This is a genomic window from Sulfurimonas sp. (assembly GCF_026991475.1).
Classification (GTDB): Bacteria; Campylobacterota; Campylobacteria; order Campylobacterales; family Sulfurimonadaceae; genus Sulfurimonas.
Window position 1 is genome coordinate 42,454 of sequence record NZ_JALXBK010000063.1, and the last position, 20,612, is coordinate 63,065.

Genomic DNA, 20,612 nt, shown 5'->3' on the forward strand with positions numbered 1-20,612 from the left:
GTAATTCCTTAGTTAGCTACAAAGCTAGCTTTAAACTCTTCTAATGCTTTTGTTAATAATGCCTTAGTATCGTCATCTACTTTTTTGCTGCTTCTAATATTCTCAAAAATCTGAGGATAAGAAGCTTCAATAAACGGATATAACTCAGCTTCAAAACGAACTACATTAGATGGATCGAAATCATCTAAGAAGCCTCCATTTCCTGCAAAAATAATTACAACTTGCTTTTCAGCAGAAAGTGGTGAAAAAGGTCCTTGTTTAAGTACTTCAACCATTCTTTGTCCACGTTCCAATTGTTTACGAGAAACTTCATCAAGATCAGATGCAAATTGAGCAAATGCTTGAAGCTCACGAAATGATGCAAGATCAAGTCTTAAAGTACCAGCAACTTGTTTTGTTGCTTTAATTTGTGCAGCACCACCAACACGAGAAACTGAAAGACCAACATTAATTGCAGGGCGAACACCTGAGTTAAATAGATCAGTTTCAAGAAAAATTTGTCCATCAGTAATTGAAATAACATTTGTTGGAATATATGCCGCAACATCACCAGCTTGTGTTTCAATAATAGGTAAAGCAGTAAGTGAACCTGCACCCTCTTCATCAGACATTTTTGCAGCACGTTCAAGTAGACGTGAATGTACATAAAAAACATCTCCAGGATATGCTTCACGACCTGGAGGACGACGAAGAATAAGTGACATTTCACGATAAGCAACTGCATGTTTTGATAAATCATCATAAACAATTAAACCATGTCTTGCATTATCACGAAAATATTCACCCATAGTAACACCAGTATATGGAGCTAAAAATTGAAGTGCAGCAGCTTCAGCAGCAGTTGCAGATACAATTATAGTATATTCCATTGCACCATGATCTTCTAAACGACGAATAATTTGTGCTACAGTTGATTCTTTTTGACCAATTGCAACATAAATACATACAACACCATTCCCTTTTTGGTTAAGAATAGCATCAAGTGCAACTGTAGTTTTACCTGTTTGTCTGTCACCAATAATAAGTTCACGTTGCCCACGTCCAATCGGAACAAGTGCATCAATTGCTTTAATACCAGTTGCTAAAGGTTCATGTACAGATTTTCTATCCATAATACCAGGAGCTTTTTCCTCAACAAAACGCATTTCAGTCGTTTCAATTGGACCTTTACCATCAATTGGCTCACCAAGAGCATTTACAACACGGCCTAAAAGTGCATCACCAACTGGTACTTTTAAAAGTTTACCAAGACGCTTAACACTCATACCCTCTTTTAAAGATACTCCTGAACCAAGAATAACTACACCAACAGCACTCTCTTCAAGGTTCATAACTAAACCTCTTGTACCATCTTCAAATTCTACCATCTCTCCTGCCATAACATTGCTAAGTCCGTAAACCTGTGCAACACCATCAGCATAAGAAACAATTTTACCAGTTTCATTAATATCGACATTTAGTTCAAAATTATCGATACGCTCTTTAATTATTGAGCTGATTTCATCAGCCTGAATTTTTGCTACCACTATCCTTCTCCTCTCATTTAATGTTATATTGCTTTAATTATATGTTCTATAATTTGACTATTGATTCTATCTTTAGAAAAATTAATTTCTATACCTAAATCGTCTACTTCCACTTTAATACCATTAAAGTCAGTTTTTTCAAATGATAGTACTATTTTAGAATTATATTTTTCACTTAAACCTTTGCTCAAGTCTTTGATTATCTTTGCTTTTATGTTTGTATTACTCAAAACCACACCTGAGTAAGTTTTTGTCATATCAGCCAAGTTTTTCCTCAACTCTTCAGCAATTGCTGGAATAATATTAATCCGTTTGTTCTCTACTAAAAGCTTAATAAAGTTGTTTACTCTTTGAGAGTTAGCAGACTTTACCGCATCTAAAAGTAAAGAGGCTTTTTCATCTGCACTTACATTAGTACTAGCAATAATATTCAAAAATTTCTCATTCTTAAAAGAATCTGATAAACTTTCAAATATAGTAGTAACACTTTGCGCAAACGCAATGTCAGAATCAGACAATAAAGCTTTTATATATCTTTTTGCTATTAATTCTTCCATTTACGCCACCTTTTTCAAAATAACATTTGCCATAGCTTCTTTATCAAAACTATCCGCACTTTGACTTAATGTTTCAGTCACAATCTCTTCTACAACTTCACGAACCATTTTTCTCTCTTCAAACTCTTTTTTAGAAAGATTTTGTTTCGCAACAGTTTCTAGCTCAGCTTCACCCTGTGCCATAAGAGCATCATGAATCATTTTATTCTCTTTTTTAGATGCTTCTGCTAATTCTTGTGCAAATCTCTCTGCATCACTGATTTTAGCTAATGCATCTTTTTTTAGAGCAATTGATTCATCAAGTTTTTCTTGAACTTTTTTTAATTCGTCAGCAATACCTTGACTTCTTGAAGCAAAGTAATTTTTTATCGGTTCCCCTACAAGATACCATACAAGCCCGGCAAATAAGATGAAGTTTACAGTTCTTTGAACTATATCACTCCCACCATCTTTTACCTCTGATGCTAATGCATAAGTTGATATCATTAGTAACAATACTAGAATTCTACTCACATTACACCCTTATATCTGACTAAATTTAGCTGAAACAGCTTCTTTAAACACTGGAACTTGTTTGAGCAAGTCAGTAGTCAACTCTTTTTTAGCTTTTGAAAGTGATTTTTCAAATTCTAAATATTCTTGTGCAAGTTCAGCACGTTTTGCTTCTAACTTACTATCAACTAATTCCTTAGCATCCGCAATAACTTTTTCTCTTAGGGCCGCAGCTTCTAGTTTAGCATTCATAACTATTGTCTCTGCTTTATTGTTAAGCGCATTGATTTCATCATCATTATTACCTACTTTGTCTAGGTCTTTTTTAATGTCTTCATCACGCTTACTCATAAAACTTAGCAATGGATTATAAAGCCAACTATTTAGAACGGCTATAAGCGAAACAAATACAACAAATGTAGCCAAGAGTAGTATTGGATTTATATCTAACATAGCACCTCCTAAAAGTTGCGTGATTATACTATTATTAAATTGAAATGTTAGTTAAATGAAGTAATTATTTAGGTATTTATAAAAATATTAGTGAAAATGAGATATAAATTCTTCTATTTCATTTTCTGATGTAAAAGAGATACTAAGTGTATTATTTTTCACTTTGTATCCTATATTGAATGTATCAAAAATATTTTCTATTTTTGAGAAGTCATAAGTTTTAGAAACAGAAGCTTTATTGTGAAGTGGTTCACTCACTTGATTTTGCTCTTTTATACTTTTAATCATACTTTCGGTATCACGAACACTAAGTTTTTGACCAATAATAGAGTTCACTATCAACTGTTGCTGTTTATCATCCAAACCAACAAGCATTTTTGCATGTCCAGCAGTTATTTTTTGCTCTATCAAAGCTTTTTTAGTCATCTTTGAGAGCTGAAGTAAACGCAGTGTATTTGTAATATGCGTTCTGCTTTTATGAATCATCACAGAGAGCCCATCATGTGTTATGTCATGCAGTTTTAAAAGTTCATTATATGCTTCTGCTAATTCAACAGAATTTAACTCTTCTCTTTGAATGTTTTCAATAAGCGCGAATTGGCGCATTTTATGCTCATCACTATTAAGAACAATCGCTCGAATCTCTTTCATTTTTGCTAATTTAGATGCACGAAATCTTCGCTCGCCGGCAATTAAAATATAACCATCAATATCTTCTGTAACAACTATAGGTTGCAATAGACCATCATTTTTTATAGATTCTGCAAGTTCTTGTAAAGACTCTTCATTAAATGATTTTCTTGGTTGAAAAGGATTAGGTCTAATCTCTTTAAGCGGAATTTCTAAAATTTCATCACGCTGTGTTCCCTCATTATCATATGCTTCATCTATTTCACCTAAAAGTGCATCAAGACCTCTACCTAATTTTTGACTTTTCACTACAACAGCTCCTTAAAAAACTGAAAATTATTTAATAATAGCTTGTGCTAAATGTTGATAGGCTATAGAGCCAGTTGATTTTACATCATAAAGAATTGCAGGCTTACCAAATGATGGAGATTCTGCAAGTTTAACATTTCGTGGAACTACGATATATTTATCTGCTTCATCTTTAAAAAGCTTTCCTTTAAAGTGTTGGCGTAAATCAGCAAACACTTGTTTAGACAAATTATTTTGAGAAGAGAACATTGTCGGCAAAAAGCCTTTTACAGCCAATTTTGGATTGATTGACTTTCTTACAAGTTTCACTGTATTTAAAAGCTGTGCCAGGCCCTCAAGTGCAAAAAATTCACACTGAATAGGAATAATAACTGAATTTGCTGCTGAGAGTGCATTAATAGTCATAGGTCCAAGAGCAGGAGGAGAATCAATAATAATATAGTCATAATCTTTTTGTACATTTGCAATAGCTTTTTTAAGAACCAATTCACGGCCCTTTGCTTTGTCTGCATCATAGTACTCTTTCTCAATTCCAACTAATCCTATATTTGACGGTGCGAGATGGAGCGTTGGCAAGTCAGATTTTAAAATAATATCTTTAAGTTTTTTTGTTCCAATTAAAACATGATATATATTAAATTCATAATCATTTCTATGAAAACCAAGTGATGTTGTCGCATTCGCTTGTGGATCCGAGTCAATCAAAAGAACTTTTTTTTCTGCAACAGCAAGTGAAGCAGCTAAATTTACAGCAGTAGTAGTCTTACCCACCCCACCCTTTTGATTTGCAATTACAATTATTTCACTCATCGTCTGCTATATATCCTCTCACCATTAATACTTATGCTACCATCATCTTCTAGTTTCACTCTTTGGAGTGAAATCTTATGACCATCTTTATGTGTAAAAAACTTTTTATTTGTGTAAAATTCTAACTTATATTTACTAAAAACTTGCTTCCATAAAAGCTTTTTTTCAAGATTTTGAAAATAAGTTTGTAATAAACTTTTTTTATCTATATCAATATCTAATTTTGCAAACTCTGAAACGGAGGAAACAAGGTTAATACCAACACCACAAATTATAGTTTTATCTACGACCGTAGTTATCATCCCCCCAATTTTATTGGCACCAATATAAAAATCATTTGGCCATTTTAGTACTACCTCAGAGCCAAACGAAGCCAAAGTCTCTTTTAAAATAAATGCAAAATAGATAGATGCAGACTCCAACTTTAAATCTGTTGGAAGATCTTCTAATGGCAAGGCAAAGGAGAGAAAAAGATTTCCCTCTTTTGAAATCCAAGAATTATCTCTACTTCCTATTCCATGCGTTTGTACTTGAGCTATAACAGCAACTGGTCCAACTATCTCTTTTAATTGTATTGATTTTTTAAGATATAACTGTGTTGAATCAACAGATTTAAGAGAGAGTATCTTCAAGCACAACTCTTTTACCATTTATATAAGAAGTAATATCCATCTCTTTTTTGGAGTTTGGTTGTACTCTAAAAATTCTAATTGCACCACGCTTACAGGTCACAACTATGCTATCTTTATCTATAGCTATAATTTTACCAGCTTCATCAAACTCTTTTTCTCTCTCTTGCAGTGCTATTTTTTTTAATTTTAAACCACTTGATAGATAAATTCCAGGCCAAGGTGTAAATGCTCTATATTTGTTAAAAAGCTCTACAGCATCATCAAAACTAACTTCACCATCAGCTTTAGTTATCTTTTTACAATGTGTTGCCTGCGTTTCATCCTGCTTTATAGGACTTAAACTAGAAAAGTTTTCTAATACATCAATAGTCAAATCAGTAGCGACATCAGTAAGAGCATCAAAAAGCTCTTCAACCATCTCATCATCAGCTACATCTATAGTTTTTACCTTTAAAATAGCACCAGTATCAAGCCCTTCATCCATAAGCATAGCTGTCACACCAGTTTTTGTATCCCCATTTAAAAGAACTTGTTGAATAGGGCTTGCCCCTCTATAGTGAGGTAAAATGGAAGCATGGAGATTAATACAAGGAGCATAAGTAAGAATCTCTTTAGGTAAAATTTGTCCATACGCTGCAACAACAATATAATCACAAGCAATGGTTTTAAGCTTTTGCACTGTCTCTTCATCACGCAATCTTGTTGGTTGATAAACCGGTACATTATATTTCATTGCTAAAGTTTTAACAACGGGAGCAGTCATAATTTTTTTTCGTCCAACGGGTTTATCAGGCTGAGTATAGACTGCAGTTACATTTATAGCTTTTGCATCGAACAGTTTTTGTAAAATTTTTTCTGCATAATTTGGTGTTCCCATAAATATCACATTCATCTATTAGCCTTTTTTGTAAAAATCGTGCCACCCTTATGCTTACCATCAAGCATAAAACTCTCTACATCACTCAAATCAAATCCACTTGCTAAAAACATCTCTTTATCTGCGTTTAACAGATACTCAGCTGCTTTTAATTTTGTAACAATTCCACCAGTAGCAAAAATATTGTTTGGATTTACATCTTTTTGTAACTCTTCTTTATCTATATTTTTTACTTTTTTAACTACCTGTGCATTAGCATTTTCACGAGGATCGCTATTGTAGTAAGCATCTATATCTGAAAGAATTATCAACATGTCCGCATCTGTATGATTGGTAATATAAGCAGAGAGTTGATCATTGTCACCAACTTCAAGTTCATCTGTAGCTGTGGCATCATTTTCATTGACTATAGGAATAACGCTATTTTTTATTAAAGTTTCTACAGTTGCTTTAACTCTTAAAATATCATCCTCTTTTTTCAGATTTGCTGCTGTCACCAAAACTTGTGCTACCACTTGATTATATTTAGCAAATTTACTTGCATATTTTTGCATCAAAACTGGTTGCCCAATAGCCGCCAAAGCTTGTTTATTTGAAACAATTGTTCTATCAAGCTTTAACTTTGTATATCCACCAGCTACTGCACCTGATGAGACCAAAATAACTTCATATTTTTCTCGTAATTTTACAAGAAAATCAACTAGTGCCTGCATTCGTTTAAGTGCTATTTCACCATTCTCAGTTAAAACAGCACTACCAACTTTGACTACAACACGCTTCATAAAAATTACTTTCTAGTTTGATGTACTAAATTAAAGAGTGAATATTTTAAAGGCTCTATATTTTTATTTATAGCTGATGAAATTGGAATAATAAAATATGGTTTTTCACTATCATAACCCAATGTCTCATCTGCACTATCTTGTATAAAATAAGGAAGTTCATTATCAAAATCAAATTCACTCTTTTTAGTTGGAGTTAAATCTAACATCTCAATAAAAGAGTTAATTTTTTCATTTAATTCATCTGGTGCAACTATATCAACACGAGTAAGAGCAATAGCATATCTTGAAGTTCCAAGTTTTTGTGAAAATGAAGCAACCTCATTTTTAAGTGTCTCTATTTGCTCTTTTAAATCTCTATATGAAGCTAAATCAATCATAAAAAGAAGTGTTTTTGTTCTCTCAATATGGCGTAAAAACTTGATTCCAAGACCTTTACCCTCATGAGCACCACCAATGATTCCAGGAATATCTGCCATTACAAAAGATTCATAATCACCTATGTTTACCTGACCTAATTTTGGAGTAAGTGTTGTAAATTCATAGTTTGCTATTTCTGGTCTTGCATTTGAAACAGTAGAAATAAGTGTCGATTTACCGACATTTGGAAAGCCTACTAAACCAACATCAGCAATAAGCTTCAAATCTAATTTAATATTTCTTGTTTGACCTTTTTCACCAGGTTGCGCATAAGTAGGTCTCTGATTTGTTGGAGACTTAAAGTGTGTATTTCCAAGTCCACCTTTGCCACCTTCGAGAAATTTCTCTTCTTGACCATGTTTGAGCATATCAAAAAGCACTTCACCAGTTTCACTATCTACAATCTGCGTTCCAGGCGGTACAATAATGACCTTCTTAGCACCAGACTTTCCAGTACAATTTGAACCTTCACCCTGACGACCGCCATCAGCTTTTATATGCATTTTTCTTTGAAAATGAGAAAGCGTGTGTGTATTATTATCACACTTAAACCAGATATCTCCACCTTTTCCACCATCACCACCATTTGGACCACCATTGAGTACAAATTTTTCGCGACGAAATGCCACACACCCTTGCCCACCTTTTCCTGATGAGACTGTTAATTCGACACTATCTGTAAACATTATTTTATCCTTGGTTTGCTTTTATGGAAGCATAAATATTTAAAAATAGACTATTATAAAATAGTTACATTATTAAATATTTAAAAATTTATTTTTTTGGAAAAATCCGAAAGAAAGAGTTGCTTAGGCATAAAAGCCTAAACAGTTGTAGAACTATGCAGCAGGTATAATTGAAACTTGTTGACGTTTTTTATCTTTTCTCTCAAACGCAACAGTACCATCAACTAAAGCAAAAATTGTATGGTCTTTTCCCATACCAACATTTTTACCTGGGTGAACTTTAGTTCCACGTTGACGGATGATGATATTACCAGCAATTACTGCTTCACCACCAAATTTCTTTACACCAAGTCTTCTACCAGCCGAATCACGATTATTCTGTGTACTACCTTGACCTTTCTTATGTGCCATCTTCTGTCTCCTTTAATTTGGTTCCCAAATTTAAGGGAACCTCTTCATTTATTTTTTACGAGATGGAAAGTAATTTCCCTCTCTAACGTTAGCACTAGGCTTCACTCAGCGTGAGGCTCACGGTGCTAGCACCTTTAGTTTTAGACTACTTTACTAAGCAGCTATTTTCGTGATACGAACACGAGTGTAGTCTCTTCTGAAACCACGTTTTACTTTACTATCTTTACGACGACGTTTTTTGAAAGTGATAACTTTCTTATCACGGCCTTCGCTGATAACTTCAGCAGTAACAACAGCACCATCTACGTATGGAGCTCCCATTTTAAGTTCTCCAGCATTTACAGCTAGAACTTCTTTGATTTCGATAGTAGCTTCTGGCTCAAGAGACATTTTATCTAAAGATAATATATCACCCTCTTGAACTTTATACTGCTTACCACCATTTTTAATAATTGCGTACATCTATGGTCCTTAAATATTTTTAGGTTGTATTTCTACAAAAAGTTCGGAATTATACCTAACTAAGTTTTAATTTATGTTTAATCTTTAAGACTTTTTAAAAAGAGTAATCGTTTACAAGCGCTATAGCATCAATTTCTACAAGTGCATTTTTAGGTAAAGTTTTTACAGCAACAGTTGAACGAGCTGGCTTATGTGCACCAAATGCTTTTTCATACACTTCATTTACTACTGCAAAAGAGTCCATATCTGCTAAAAATATAGTTGTTTTTACAACACTATCCATTGAACTCTCAGCCTCTTCAAGCACTGCTTTAAGATTTTCTAAAACTCTTACTGCCTGCACACCCACACTCTCACTCAAAAGTTCATCTGTACCTTCTGGTGTTAATGCAATCTGTCCTGAAGTATAAACCATACCATTTACAACAGTTGCCTGTGAATATGGTCCTATCGCTGATGGCGCTTTATTTGTTTGTATAAATTTCATTTTTTCTCCCTGTTTTCTTGATATTTTTCTTCCGCATTATCCATAAAAGAGTTAAACATCTCTTCATCTCTATACCCTAAAGAAGCGTAAAGAGTGTTCCCTTTTGCATCTACAAAGTAGTGCCTTGGAATTGGTGCAGTTTTAAACTTTGCAGGAATTATATCTCTATCTCGTGAAAGATGAATAGTAATAAACTCTCTATGCAGTCTCTTTTTTATTGCTTTAATTTGTAAAGTTGTACGCTCAAATTTTCGGCACCAGCCACAACTGTCTGAAGTAATCAAAACATACACCAACTTATGAGTTTTTGCAGCTTCCTTAAGTCCTTTTTGATAATTATGTGACCAACCTAGTTCAAGAGCTTGCAAAGAACCAATAAACAGTAATAACACAAAAATAATTCTCATATTTATCTCCACTCTTCTATTAAAGTTTTAAACACTTGATGCAACTCCTGCACTTCTTTTAAAGTTGTTCTCTCATTTATAGAGTGAATTGTATCATTTTTTACACCAAATTCTATGACATCAATTCCAAACGCAGCGATAAAGCGTGCATCACTTGTTCCACCTGCCGTTGAGTGTTTTGGTGCTATTTTTGCCACTTTTTCAATGGCTGCATCAATATTTTTGACAAGTTTTGTATTTGTATTAGTTTTAAACGGGTACGAGCCCTGTGTTAAACGCAGCTCATAGTCAAAATCTTTCAAATACTTCTCTACAAATGCTCGTACCTCTTTTTGTGTTGTTTTTGTATTGTTTCTTACATTAAACATCATTTTGAGTTCATTCGGTGTTACATTTGTTACCTGCATTCCTGAACGAATATCAGTCGCAACAAACTTTGAAGGCGAAAAATGCTCATCGCCCTTATCTAAATCAACACCTGCCATATTTCCAAGAACTTGTGCTATTTGATGAATAGGATTTATTGCTTTTTCGGGGTATGCAGCGTGTCCTTGCTTTCCTTTTAGCGTAATATAGCCATTTATAGAACCTCGTCGTCCCACCTTTATGGCATCACCAAACTGCTCTTCACAAGTAGGCTCAGCAACCACACAGACATCAGGAAGCATCTCTTTTTCTTTAAGGTATTCCAGCACTTTTACAGTACCGTTAATCGCATCACCCTCTTCATCAGAAGTTAATAGCAAAGAGAGTGTTCCTCTAAACGCAGTCGCTTCTTTTAGAGCCTGTGTAAACGCAGCGACACCACTTTTCATATCTTGCGCGCCACGCCCATAAATATAGCCATCTTTTTGTGTTGCAATATAGGGATCACTATCCCAGCCGTCTCCTGCAGGGACAACATCAACATGCCCCGCAAAACAGAGATGCTCACCTTCACCAAATTTTTTATAAATAAAAAGATTTTTTACATCTTCTACATCAACTCTAATAGCACTGAAACCCTCAAGATAATCTTCTATAAAATTTAAGATTCCACCATCATCCGGTGTTTCACTTTTAGAATTTATAAGATATTTAAACAGTTCTATAAGTTCCAAAATTTAATCCACTGGATTTTCATAAAAAATGTATGGTGTTGCATAGTTACTTATCTCAAAATAGAGCTTTTTCTCTCCTTTATCCACACGAAAATTTTGATTTGTATCAAGATAACCATATCCATATCTATAATTTCTAGGAGTAGTACCATCTGTACTTGTTGCAGTAGTAAGTTTTCCAACTTTAATAAATCTTTTTACAAGTTTACCACCCATATAAATATCTAAAACCCCATTACTTCCCGTCCAATTTTGCAAAGAGCGCCCTATCTTATTTTGTGTCTCTTGCGTACATCCAGCAAAAAACAGACTTATCCCAACCAATGTCACTAAAATGATTTTTTTCATTATATCTCTCCATATTTTAATTTTTTTAAAGCTGCTTCTTCATCATCTTGACGCATTAAAGATTCGCCAACCAAAAAGGCATCTACACCAGCTTTACTCAAATCTTCAAGCTGTCCATGCGCATAAATACCACTCTCTGCTACAATAATTTTTCCATTTGGAATAAGAGGCATCAACTCATACGAAAGATTCATATTCATCTCAAAAGTTTGCAAATTTCTATGATTTATTCCAATGATGTCCGCACCAGCATAAATGGCTTTAACTAAATCTTTCTTATCATGAACCTCAACAAGTGCTTCCATTCCCAGATGTCTCGTATAGTTGAGTAACTCTTTAAGCTCACTTTTACTCAGTGCTGCTGCAATTAAAAGTATAAAATCTGCTCCAAATACAAGTGCTTCTAAAATCTGATATTTTGAGATAATAAAATCTTTTCTAAGCAGTGGAATCCCAACATATCTTCTAATACCTGCAAGATAATCTAAAGAACCTTGAAAAAAGTGTGGTTCAGTTAAAACAGAAATGGCACTAGCCCCACCTCTTTCATAACTCTGTGCAATCGCCAAAGGATCAAAATTTTCGCGAATAACACCTTTTGAAGGTGATGCCTTTTTTACTTCAGATATAATTCTATAAGGGTCATCCTCTGTAGCTTTAAGATAAGGAATAACCTCTCTGGGTTGTCTTGCATTATATGCCAAAGAGCGCCCTAACCAATCAAGTGAAAACTCTTTTTCTCGTTTTATCAAATCTTCTTTTGTCTTTTTTATAATATCATCTAAAATCATTTTTGCTTTCTTACCTTTTTTGTTTTATAGGATTTATTTAAACACTTTTTTACCGCATTTATATGTTTAATTACTTCTGGATTATCGCCACCTTCAAGTGTAGCAACTCGTCTGAAAATCTTCTCAGCCTTGTTACACTTTCCTAGCTTATAATATCCCCATGCTAAAGAATCCAAATAGTACGCAGAATCAGGATTTTTCTTTAAAACATTTTCAATATATGCCATTCCTTTTTTCACATCAACATTATGATCAATCAAAATATAACCCAAATAATTTTCATATAAAGGATTTTGTGTTTGAGCTACTACATCTTCAAGTTTTTTTACTACCTCAGCAACTCTTTTTTTAGAGATATTGTTCTCATGACTCTCATATTCATAAATAGCATCCTGCCCTAAATAATTCACATCTGCAGTTTTTACATAGAGTTTATCTGCCAATTTATAAGCTTTTTCATAGTCTTTACCTGTAATATAAAGTTGCAACAAGACATCATCATCCGCCCCACTCTCCTCAAGAAAATTCATAAGTTTAATATAGTCTCGTTTATACGCATAAATTTGTATAATTTTTTGTGCAACGTTTTCACTCTTATCTACATTATAAAGGCGCTTGTATGTAGACAAAAGCCCATCTATATTGTTTTCATGACTATAAATACCTATGAGCCTATTGCAGATAAGCTTCGAGCAACCATTAATACGTGTATCTGTTTCCAAATAAGCAATAGCATCTTTTTTTCTATGTAAATTTGAATATAGTATAACAGCCATTTTATCTAAAATTTTTTCATTATAGTTTTGAACATAAGCACTATCGAGATATTTTAGTGCCATGTTATACTCTTTTTTCTTTATAAACACATCACTAGCTAAAAGATAGTCATCAGCCTCTTTTGTTTTAGCAGCAAGAGACACAGCAATTTTTTTTGCCTTATCAAGCTCAGGCAGCTTTATTAAAGCCATGATTTTATATCTCACCAACTTCACATCTGCTAAAGAGTTTTGATTCAAAGTATCAACACGTGTAATGACTTTTTTATATTCAGCAGCCTTTAAATCATCCGCTAAAGAGCGATATAGGTACTCTTTTTTTGAAGATTTTTTATAGAGCTTTTCAAACAAAGTAGCAGCACTCTTATAATCTCGTATCTGTTCTGCACGAAGAGCAAATAAAATATAGGTGTCTTCACCTTCAAAAGCCTTTTCATTTGCTTTTACCGGCACATGTTGCGTCGAACATGAGATAAAAGTAAGCGATAATAATATAATAGTAATAATTTTAATCATCAATAATTCCTGGACACTCTTTTTTTAATTCATCTACCCGCGTTTTAAAATAGTCCCAAAAAGGAAAAGTTTTACACTGAGATGGTCTTGCCATATATATTTTACAACCATTTGATTCTCTATCATAGAAAACACACTCATAAGAGTCATTAAACTTCTGCTCTTTTATTGAAAATTTATAACCTTTTTGAAAAAGGTATTTTACCCTGAAATCGTTAACCTCCATCTCAAGAAGAGAAGCGATGTTTTCAATCTCATTTTTACTAACATAAATGTAACCACTCTCACCAGTACAACAACGACCTTGACATGTTGCACAGGCATCCGCATTAAAACTGTATGGATAACCATCTTTTTTTATTATATTTGACATTTTATACTCTGTGTATTTGCTTTTTTATATATTTCTTGAACTTTTTGTGAAGGTTTATCACCTTCAAAACTAATAAACGGTGGCCACACTTTTAACATAGATTTTGAGCCATTTCTTGCATGAACCATTACCAATGAAGCGTTTCTGTCACTCTTAGGATGTACAAACTGCACATCCTCCACTCGCATTTTCACTTTTGCCAAAAGTTCACAAATAAGAGCAAATTGCGTAGCATCATAACAAAATATAAAATGCGAATGCGGCTTTAAAAGTTGTGAAACTTTCTTAAAAAATGGCTCAAGAGGAAGGTTTACATTATAACGCGCATGAAAAAGCATCTCATTTTCACTCTTTTTCACCCCCTCAGGATAAAAAGGAGGATTTGAGATTATATAATCATATTTTTCTGAGTTATCAAGTTCTAAAAAATCACCTGCATGTAAACGCAGCTCAATATTATTTACCCTTGCGTTTACTTTTGCATACTCCCTAAACGCAGCCTGTTTTTCCACTGCTTCTAAAGTTACTTTTTTATTATCCCTTGCTACTAACAAACCTACAACACCACATCCTGCTCCAACATCTAAGACTTTTCCTTTTGGTTTAAAAAAATTGATAAAATCATAAAGAAAAATAGAATCACTGTTGTAACAGTAGCCTGATTGTGGCTGATAAAGAAGCATTAATTAAAGTCCCTTGGGTTATAATATCGCAATTATATCATAGGGTACCACTAAAAACCCTAAAGGACTATTTAAATGATTATCATTCCTGCACGCTTAGCATCAACCCGTTTTCCACAAAAAGTACTCGCTGAAATTGATGGGCTTCCTATGGTTGTGCGCACTGCAAAAAGAGTTGCACATTTAGACAAAGTGGTCGTTGCGGCTGATGATGAAATTATCATCAAAAAGTGTAAAGAGTATGGCATTGATGCCATGCTTACTTCCACTACACACAAAAGTGGAACAGATAGAATCTACGAGTGCGCTTCACTCCTTGATTTACCTGATGATGAGCTTATCATCAATGTCCAAGCAGATGAGCCTTTTATAGAGCCTGATGTTGTTGAAGCACTTATGAGTAAACTAAAAGAACTCCAAACACAGCAAAGAGACTTCATCATGGGAAGTTGTTACAACTCCATAAATGCCCAAGCAGCAATAGACCCAAACCTTGTAAAAGTAGTACTTGATACAGCGGGTGATGCCATCTACTTCTCTCGAGCAAAGATTCCCCATAACCAAAGTGGAGAAGCAGTTTACTTCGGACACATCGGTATCTACGGATTTTCAAAAAAAAGCCTCAAAGAGTTCTGTAACCTCAGCGATGCACCCATAGAAGATATAGAAAAGCTAGAACAACTCCGCGCGATTTATCATCAAAAGAAAATAGCAATGGTAAAGGTAGCAAGTACAGGTTTTGGGATTGACACAAAAGAAGATTTAGCAAGAGCGATAGAGATATTTTTATAATATCTCTATTTGAGTTTTTATTATAATAAAGTTGCAAACTCCACCGCTTTTACAGCCTTGGAAAAATAATACCCCTGCATCAGACAACAACCATTTTCCAATAAATACTCTTTATTATCTTCTGTCTCCACACCCTCTGCTAAGACTTCCAGATTCAAAGCATTTCCAAGGGCAATGATAGCTCTAACTATCTCTTTGCTATCAAGATTTTCATCCATATCAAGTACAAAAGATTTATCAATCTTAATTTGCGAAATCGGAAATTTTTTGAGGTATCGAAATGAAGACTCACCTGTCCCAAAATCATCAATAGATAAAGAGATACCTAAAGCTTTTAATCCTAAGAGTGCTTCACTATTTTTTTGTGGTCTTTGCATCACTTGTCTCTCAAGTATTTCAAGTTTCAGCCACTCTGCTTTAAAGTCATAAATTTGCATAACTTTTTGTAAATACTCCAAATAGTGAGAATTTTCTAGCTGTTTTATAGCCAAATTAAGTGACAATATCCCCGGATTTTTTCCCTCTTTGTACCACTGACTAAACTGTGCCATAGCACTCTGCATCATCCAATTGTCTATCTCAATGATCAGATTACTCTGCTCAGCAATAGGAATAAATTCATCAGGAAATAGCATACCACTCTGAGCATCATTCCATCGAATAAGTGCTTCAGCTCCTACTATTTTCCCACTCCTGCCATCTATAACAGGCTGATAGTAGGTTTCAAAATAGTCATGTTTCAAGGCTTCTCGTATGCCATTTTCTATTTTTATTTTATAAGAGACTATCTGTGTCATCTCATTAGAGTAGAACCAGCCTCTGTTTCTTCCCTCTTGTTTTGCCTTATACATTGCGGTATCTGCATACTTCACCAAATCACTTAAAATTTCTGTATCGTCAGGAAAAATACTTATACCAATACTACATGAAATATGAAATGTATGTTTTTCAAAGATATAGGGCTTTGCCACCTCCGTTAAAATATTCTGCGCTTTTTGGACAACCATATTTAAATCTTCAACATTTTCCATAATGATGGTAAATTCATCACCACCAATTCTCGCAACAGTATCTTCCTCTCTTATATGGCTCTTTAATCTTTGTGCAACTTCTATTAAAAGAATATCTCCTATATCATGACCAAGCGAGTCGTTTATCTCTTTAAACATATCTAAGTCTATAAAAAAGAGGGCAACTTGTACTTCATCTCTGGTAGCACGAGCAATGGCATGCTGCAGTCTGTCATAAAAAAGATTTCGATTTGCAAGTCCAGTAAGTACGTCATGATTTGCCTGATAATAGAGTCTCTCTTGCATCTCTTTTCTATTTTGAATATTTCTCCAAGAAGCATATACATATTTTTTGTGCTCTATATCTATTGGTACAAGCTTTATCTCAAACCATGTCGGAGTACCATCGTATGTGAAATGTACCCATTCAAACTGCTGGTCTTCTCCTCTTTTTGCCGCAGCAATATACTCTTTTGCAGCTTCCATAGATGATCTTCCATCTGGCTGGTACTCAGGTGAGACCTCATAAGGTGCAGCATTAAGAAGTTTTTCTTTTGAAGGATAGCCTAAACTTTTATATGCAGTTTCATTACAATCCACAAATTTATCCCCCTCAATTACTAAAATCCCCTCTGCAGATTTTTCAAAGAGTGTTTCAAAAGCATCTTTTTGATTTTGCAAAATCTTTCTATTCTCTTTTATCTCTTCACTCACTACATTAATTAAATGAGCTAATGCATTGATAGAAATAGCCTGATGTGTAAATTCTTTAGAGATTTTATTAATCCGTTTTTTACTATTTACCTGTTCATCTTCACTCAGCACAAGAAGTGTCATTGTTTGGTTCAAAAACTCTTTTTTCTTTGCTGTATAAAACTCCCCATGCGTAAAAAATCCACTCGTAGGTGCAATCTTTGCAAGTGGAAGCAACTCATTTATAATATCATCATTGAGGTAATGTCGCCGTGCTAAACAGGAGTATATAAAAATAGCCTCTACCGGTTTTTGTGCAACATTTTGTGCTATTTGTGTGGATTTTGCATGAATACTTTTAACATCACCATATCCAAATTCTACTGTATCTCCATCTTGAAAAGCTCCAGCAAAACTCAAGCTACCATCAGAATGTACTTCACTCACAGCTCGTGAAATCAAAAAATCGCCTCTGTTTATTATAAGAGGAAACTCTGTTCCACTAGTAGGAAGGGCCTTGGCTATATCTTCTCCAAGATAATGTTTATAAGTCTCATAAGCACTGCGTTTACCTATGGTATAAACACGATTATTTACTGCTTTTGTAATGGTAAGTGCAATACCTATTTGTGACCAGTTATAACTGTAGTCTGTATAAACATTTAATGTTTTTGAGTTTAAAGAAACTGCTACTGCACCCTTTGCAAAAATTTTATCTTTTGTAAAAACATATGTACGCTTATTCACTTCACCGTGAGCTGCTATACCACCTGAAATTACTATATTTTTATTTATACTGCTAATTCCTTCTAAATACTCTTCACCCCAAGTGTTATAGCTCGTTGCAAAACTTATGAGTGCTTTCGTATCTTTTTGCACAAGCTCTTGTGCTAATGCCTTACCGCTGGAAAAACCTTGGTCATCATGTATGAAATATGCCACTTCCAGAGAAGTTTTTTCAAAATGTGTAAAATTTATAACCGCTGCGTTTAAAGAGACCTCTGTATCTGCTATTTGCCCATCTGTTGTTGCACCTATAATCCTAGCATGCAAAAAAAAAGTATTGAGCTCTCTAAGAAGTTGCTCTATAAACGCAGCCTCATTTATATCTGTAAAAATTTGGATAAGAAGCGAAGAAGAATCAATAATTTTATGTGAAGTTATAAACAGTTGTAAAGAATCTCGATTTTCATAGTAATGATTAATACTTTGCATATAACAATGGTACAAGCAAAAAACTTAAGGAATACTTTTTAATAAATAATATATAAAATTTTAGGAGAAGGGAACAAGTCCTCTAAATAAGGACTTGTAAGAAAGAAAAGTTTAGAACTTAGATGTTGTCACGAATGCCTAAATCTGCGATTAGCTTTGCATAAGCTTCTTTGTTAGTTCTTTTGAAATATTTCATTAAACGACGGCGTTGTCCAACTAATTTAAGTAGTCCTAAACGAGACGCGTGATCTTTTTTGAAAACTTTAAGGTGTTCTGTTAATTCTGCAATTCTTGTAGTTAAAAGTGCAATTTGTACTTCACTTGAACCAGTGTCATTCTCTTTGCGACCATATTTCGCAACTATTTCTTGTTTTTTAGCCGAATCTAAAGCCATAATAGCCTCCTGATGGGTATAATAATCTAACTCAAATGCCATTGCACTAAAAGTTGAAGCGCAATTATATCTAAAACTTTCTTTAATTTCTTTTATGCTTAATTTAGTTATAATAAATGCTAGACTTAAATAAAAACAAAGATTTAAACATATGCTAATAACACGGGCCAGTGAATACGCGATACTTTCACTCATACTTATATCATCTGCAACAGAGCCAATAGATAGTGACACACTCTCAAAAGAGCTCTCAATTTCAAAAAGCTTTTTAGCAAAAATTTTACAATCCTTAGCTAAACAAAATATATTAAAATCATATAAAGGTGTCAATGGAGGCTTCTTGCTTAATCAAAAGCCTGTACAGATTGATATGCTTGGTGTGATGACTTGTGTTGAGGGCAAAGGTCCTGCCGTATTTGAGTGTTCACCTTCACAAGAGGATTGTCCCTCCGAGCGAGCACACATCTGCTCTTTATGGCCATTTTTAAATAAGTTACAGGGAAAGATAGACCTTTTTTTAGCGGAAATAACTTTAGAAGATATACTCAAAGATTAAGATAAACATGGCAAAAAAACTCACTACTAAACAAAAAATCGGTACTTCTATGAACTTTGTATTGGGCAACAGAGATTTAGGTGTTGTTATTTTTGTCATGACTATTTTAGCTATCATAATTGTTCCTCTACCTTCGGAAGTCTTAGATGTGCTACTTACCATTTCAATAGCGCTTTCTGTCCTAATTTTACTTATCTCTTTATATGTTCCAAAACCTACTGACCTTACTACTTTTCCTACTCTTATTCTTATTTTAACACTCTTTCGGCTTTCACTTAATATTGCTACGACAAGAATGATTTTAAGTCATGGAAATGAAGGACCAGAACATGTCAGTAGTGTTATTACCAGTTTTGGGGACTTTGTGGTCGGTGGAAACTATGTTATTGGTATTATTGTTTTCTCTATTTTAGTACTTATAAACTTTATGGTTATCACAAAAGGTTCAACCAGAGTTGCAGAGGTTGCTGCTCGTTTCGTCCTTGATTCTATGCCTGGAAAACAGATGGCAGTTGATGCCGACCTAAACGCGGGACTAATAGATGATGCACAAGCAAAACAACGCCGTGCCGAAATTTTACAAGATGCCAACTTCTATGGAGCAATGGATGGTTCTTCAAAGTTTGTAAAAGGTGATGCAGTTGCCGGAATTGTCATTACACTTATCAATATCATTGGTGGATTTCTTATTGGTGTTTTCCAATACGACATGGACATATCAGCAAGTGCTTCAACATTTACACTTTTAACTATTGGTGATGGACTTGTGAGTCAGGTTCCTGCTCTTATTATTTCAACAGCTACGGGTATTATGATCACCCGTTCTTCCAGTGATGGTGAGAACTTTGCGGAGGGTACCATTAACCAGATGGTCGGGAATGCAAAAATAATGATGATTGTAGGCTTTATTATGCTGCTTTTTGCTCTTGTTCCAGGACTTCCAACAGCATCTATGGCATTTGTTGGTGGACTTTTTGCACTTCTTGGTTGGTCGATTTACAAATATGAAAAAGGGGAATTGCATATACTTAACATAGAAGATATTGTCGGCAACAAAACAAAAGAGCAACTCAAAGAAGAGAAAGAGAAAATAGCACCACAAAAAACGAATGAGGAGATAGCAAAAGAGGAAGAGAGCGCTCTTGAAGATATTTTAAAAGTAGAGATGCTTGAACTTACTCTTGGTTATCAGCTTATTAAACTTGCAGACAACTCTCAGGGTGGAGATTTACTAGAGCGTATCCGTTCCATGCGTAGAAAAATTGCCAGTGATTTTGGATTTTTAATGCCACAAGTCCGTATACGCGATAATCTCCACCTCAAACCAGATCAATACCAAATTTTACTCAAAGGAATCAGCATCGGAGAGGGAATAATCAATCCCGATAAATTTTTGGCAATGGATAGTGGAATGGCTACAGGAG

The 20,612-nt window shown here is 34.3% G+C and carries 25 protein-coding genes; 3 read left to right on the forward strand and 22 right to left on the reverse strand.

Annotation, left to right across the window (positions count from 1 at the left end):
- Positions 1–8: 8 nt before the first annotated feature.
- From atpA to MV589_RS05185, 20 genes are all read right to left on the reverse strand, one after another.
- A complete protein-coding gene (gene atpA / locus MV589_RS05090) occupies positions 9–1,526 on the reverse strand; it encodes a F0F1 ATP synthase subunit alpha (RefSeq protein ID WP_297432685.1) in 1,518 nt (505 codons plus the stop codon).
- 23 nt (positions 1,527–1,549) lie between these two features.
- On the reverse strand, positions 1,550–2,083 hold the full coding sequence (locus tag MV589_RS05095; protein WP_297432687.1) for a F0F1 ATP synthase subunit delta: 534 nt from the start codon (positions 2,081–2,083) through the stop codon (positions 1,550–1,552).
- Positions 2,084–2,596, reverse strand: a complete 513-nt coding sequence (locus MV589_RS05100; RefSeq protein WP_297432689.1) for a F0F1 ATP synthase subunit B — start codon at positions 2,594–2,596, stop codon at positions 2,084–2,086.
- 9 nt (positions 2,597–2,605) lie between these two features.
- Entirely contained in the window at positions 2,606–3,028 is a 423-nt protein-coding gene (locus MV589_RS05105; protein ID WP_297432691.1) for a FoF1 ATP synthase subunit B', read from the reverse strand.
- An 87-nt stretch (positions 3,029–3,115) separates the two neighbouring features.
- Positions 3,116–3,967 carry a ParB/RepB/Spo0J family partition protein gene (locus MV589_RS05110; RefSeq protein WP_297432693.1) on the reverse strand — a complete coding sequence of 284 codons (852 nt, stop codon included), beginning with the start codon at positions 3,965–3,967 and terminating at the stop codon, positions 3,116–3,118.
- A gap of 27 nt (positions 3,968–3,994) precedes the next feature.
- Complete coding sequence (locus tag MV589_RS05115; RefSeq protein ID WP_297432695.1) at positions 3,995–4,777, reverse strand: ParA family protein; 783 nt, start codon at positions 4,775–4,777, stop codon at positions 3,995–3,997.
- On the reverse strand, positions 4,774–5,409 hold the full coding sequence (locus MV589_RS05120) for a biotin--[acetyl-CoA-carboxylase] ligase (protein WP_297432697.1): 636 nt from the start codon (positions 5,407–5,409) through the stop codon (positions 4,774–4,776). Before MV589_RS05120 ends, MV589_RS05115 begins: the two co-directional genes overlap by 4 nt.
- The gene (fmt, locus tag MV589_RS05125; RefSeq protein WP_297432699.1) at positions 5,390–6,301 is read right to left on the reverse strand and encodes a methionyl-tRNA formyltransferase; all 912 of its coding nucleotides are present in this window, start codon (positions 6,299–6,301) and stop codon (positions 5,390–5,392) included. The genes MV589_RS05120 and fmt overlap by 20 nt, the downstream gene beginning before the upstream one ends.
- A complete protein-coding gene (gene proB / locus MV589_RS05130) occupies positions 6,298–7,068 on the reverse strand; it encodes a glutamate 5-kinase (RefSeq protein WP_297432700.1) in 771 nt (256 codons plus the stop codon). Before proB ends, fmt begins: the two co-directional genes overlap by 4 nt.
- Positions 7,069–7,073: 5 nt before the next feature.
- Positions 7,074–8,174 carry a GTPase ObgE gene (gene obgE / locus MV589_RS05135; protein ID WP_297432702.1) on the reverse strand — a complete coding sequence of 367 codons (1,101 nt, stop codon included), beginning with the start codon at positions 8,172–8,174 and terminating at the stop codon, positions 7,074–7,076.
- A gap of 153 nt (positions 8,175–8,327) precedes the next feature.
- Positions 8,328–8,585, reverse strand: a complete 258-nt coding sequence (gene rpmA, locus MV589_RS05140; protein ID WP_297432704.1) for a 50S ribosomal protein L27 — start codon at positions 8,583–8,585, stop codon at positions 8,328–8,330.
- A gap of 153 nt (positions 8,586–8,738) precedes the next feature.
- On the reverse strand, positions 8,739–9,047 hold the full coding sequence (gene rplU, locus MV589_RS05145) for a 50S ribosomal protein L21 (RefSeq protein ID WP_297432707.1): 309 nt from the start codon (positions 9,045–9,047) through the stop codon (positions 8,739–8,741).
- Positions 9,048–9,141: 94 nt separating this feature from the next.
- The gene (locus tag MV589_RS05150) at positions 9,142–9,534 is read right to left on the reverse strand and encodes a RidA family protein (protein WP_297432709.1); all 393 of its coding nucleotides are present in this window, start codon (positions 9,532–9,534) and stop codon (positions 9,142–9,144) included.
- Complete coding sequence (locus MV589_RS05155) at positions 9,531–9,941, reverse strand: thioredoxin family protein (protein ID WP_297432711.1); 411 nt, start codon at positions 9,939–9,941, stop codon at positions 9,531–9,533. The genes MV589_RS05150 and MV589_RS05155 overlap by 4 nt, the downstream gene beginning before the upstream one ends.
- 2 nt (positions 9,942–9,943) lie before the next feature.
- Entirely contained in the window at positions 9,944–11,041 is a 1,098-nt protein-coding gene (dapE, locus tag MV589_RS05160; RefSeq protein ID WP_297432713.1) for a succinyl-diaminopimelate desuccinylase, read from the reverse strand.
- A 3-nt stretch (positions 11,042–11,044) separates the two neighbouring features.
- Positions 11,045–11,389 carry a hypothetical protein gene (locus MV589_RS05165; protein WP_297432715.1) on the reverse strand — a complete coding sequence of 115 codons (345 nt, stop codon included), beginning with the start codon at positions 11,387–11,389 and terminating at the stop codon, positions 11,045–11,047.
- On the reverse strand, positions 11,389–12,180 hold the full coding sequence (trpC, locus tag MV589_RS05170) for an indole-3-glycerol phosphate synthase TrpC (protein ID WP_297432717.1): 792 nt from the start codon (positions 12,178–12,180) through the stop codon (positions 11,389–11,391). Before trpC ends, MV589_RS05165 begins: the two co-directional genes overlap by 1 nt.
- Positions 12,177–13,472 carry a tetratricopeptide repeat protein gene (locus MV589_RS05175; RefSeq protein ID WP_297432719.1) on the reverse strand — a complete coding sequence of 432 codons (1,296 nt, stop codon included), beginning with the start codon at positions 13,470–13,472 and terminating at the stop codon, positions 12,177–12,179. The genes trpC and MV589_RS05175 overlap by 4 nt, the downstream gene beginning before the upstream one ends.
- Positions 13,465–13,845: a YkgJ family cysteine cluster protein gene (locus MV589_RS05180; RefSeq protein ID WP_297432721.1), complete on the reverse strand. Its 381-nt coding sequence runs from the start codon at positions 13,843–13,845 to the stop codon at positions 13,465–13,467. Before MV589_RS05180 ends, MV589_RS05175 begins: the two co-directional genes overlap by 8 nt.
- Complete coding sequence (locus tag MV589_RS05185) at positions 13,833–14,528, reverse strand: tRNA1(Val) (adenine(37)-N6)-methyltransferase (protein WP_297432723.1); 696 nt, start codon at positions 14,526–14,528, stop codon at positions 13,833–13,835. The genes MV589_RS05180 and MV589_RS05185 overlap by 13 nt, the downstream gene beginning before the upstream one ends.
- Positions 14,529–14,603: 75 nt before the next feature.
- On the opposite strand from MV589_RS05185, the gene kdsB reads away from it, so the two are divergent.
- Positions 14,604–15,320, forward strand: coding sequence for a 3-deoxy-manno-octulosonate cytidylyltransferase (gene kdsB / locus MV589_RS05190; protein WP_297432725.1), 717 nt, complete (start codon positions 14,604–14,606; stop codon positions 15,318–15,320).
- A 20-nt stretch (positions 15,321–15,340) separates the two neighbouring features.
- Here the strand turns inward: kdsB and MV589_RS05195 are convergent, their stop codons facing one another.
- Entirely contained in the window at positions 15,341–18,238 is a 2,898-nt protein-coding gene (locus tag MV589_RS05195; protein ID WP_297432727.1) for an EAL domain-containing protein, read from the reverse strand.
- 118 nt (positions 18,239–18,356) lie between these two features.
- On the reverse strand, positions 18,357–18,632 hold the full coding sequence (rpsO, locus tag MV589_RS05200; RefSeq protein WP_297432729.1) for a 30S ribosomal protein S15: 276 nt from the start codon (positions 18,630–18,632) through the stop codon (positions 18,357–18,359).
- A 151-nt stretch (positions 18,633–18,783) separates the two neighbouring features.
- On the opposite strand from rpsO, the gene MV589_RS05205 reads away from it, so the two are divergent.
- The gene (locus MV589_RS05205) at positions 18,784–19,188 is read left to right on the forward strand and encodes an RrF2 family transcriptional regulator (protein ID WP_297432731.1); all 405 of its coding nucleotides are present in this window, start codon (positions 18,784–18,786) and stop codon (positions 19,186–19,188) included.
- Between the two features lie 7 nt (positions 19,189–19,195).
- A partial coding sequence (locus MV589_RS05210) for an FHIPEP family type III secretion protein (RefSeq protein WP_297432735.1) occupies positions 19,196–20,612 on the forward strand: 1,417 nt, incomplete at its 3' end.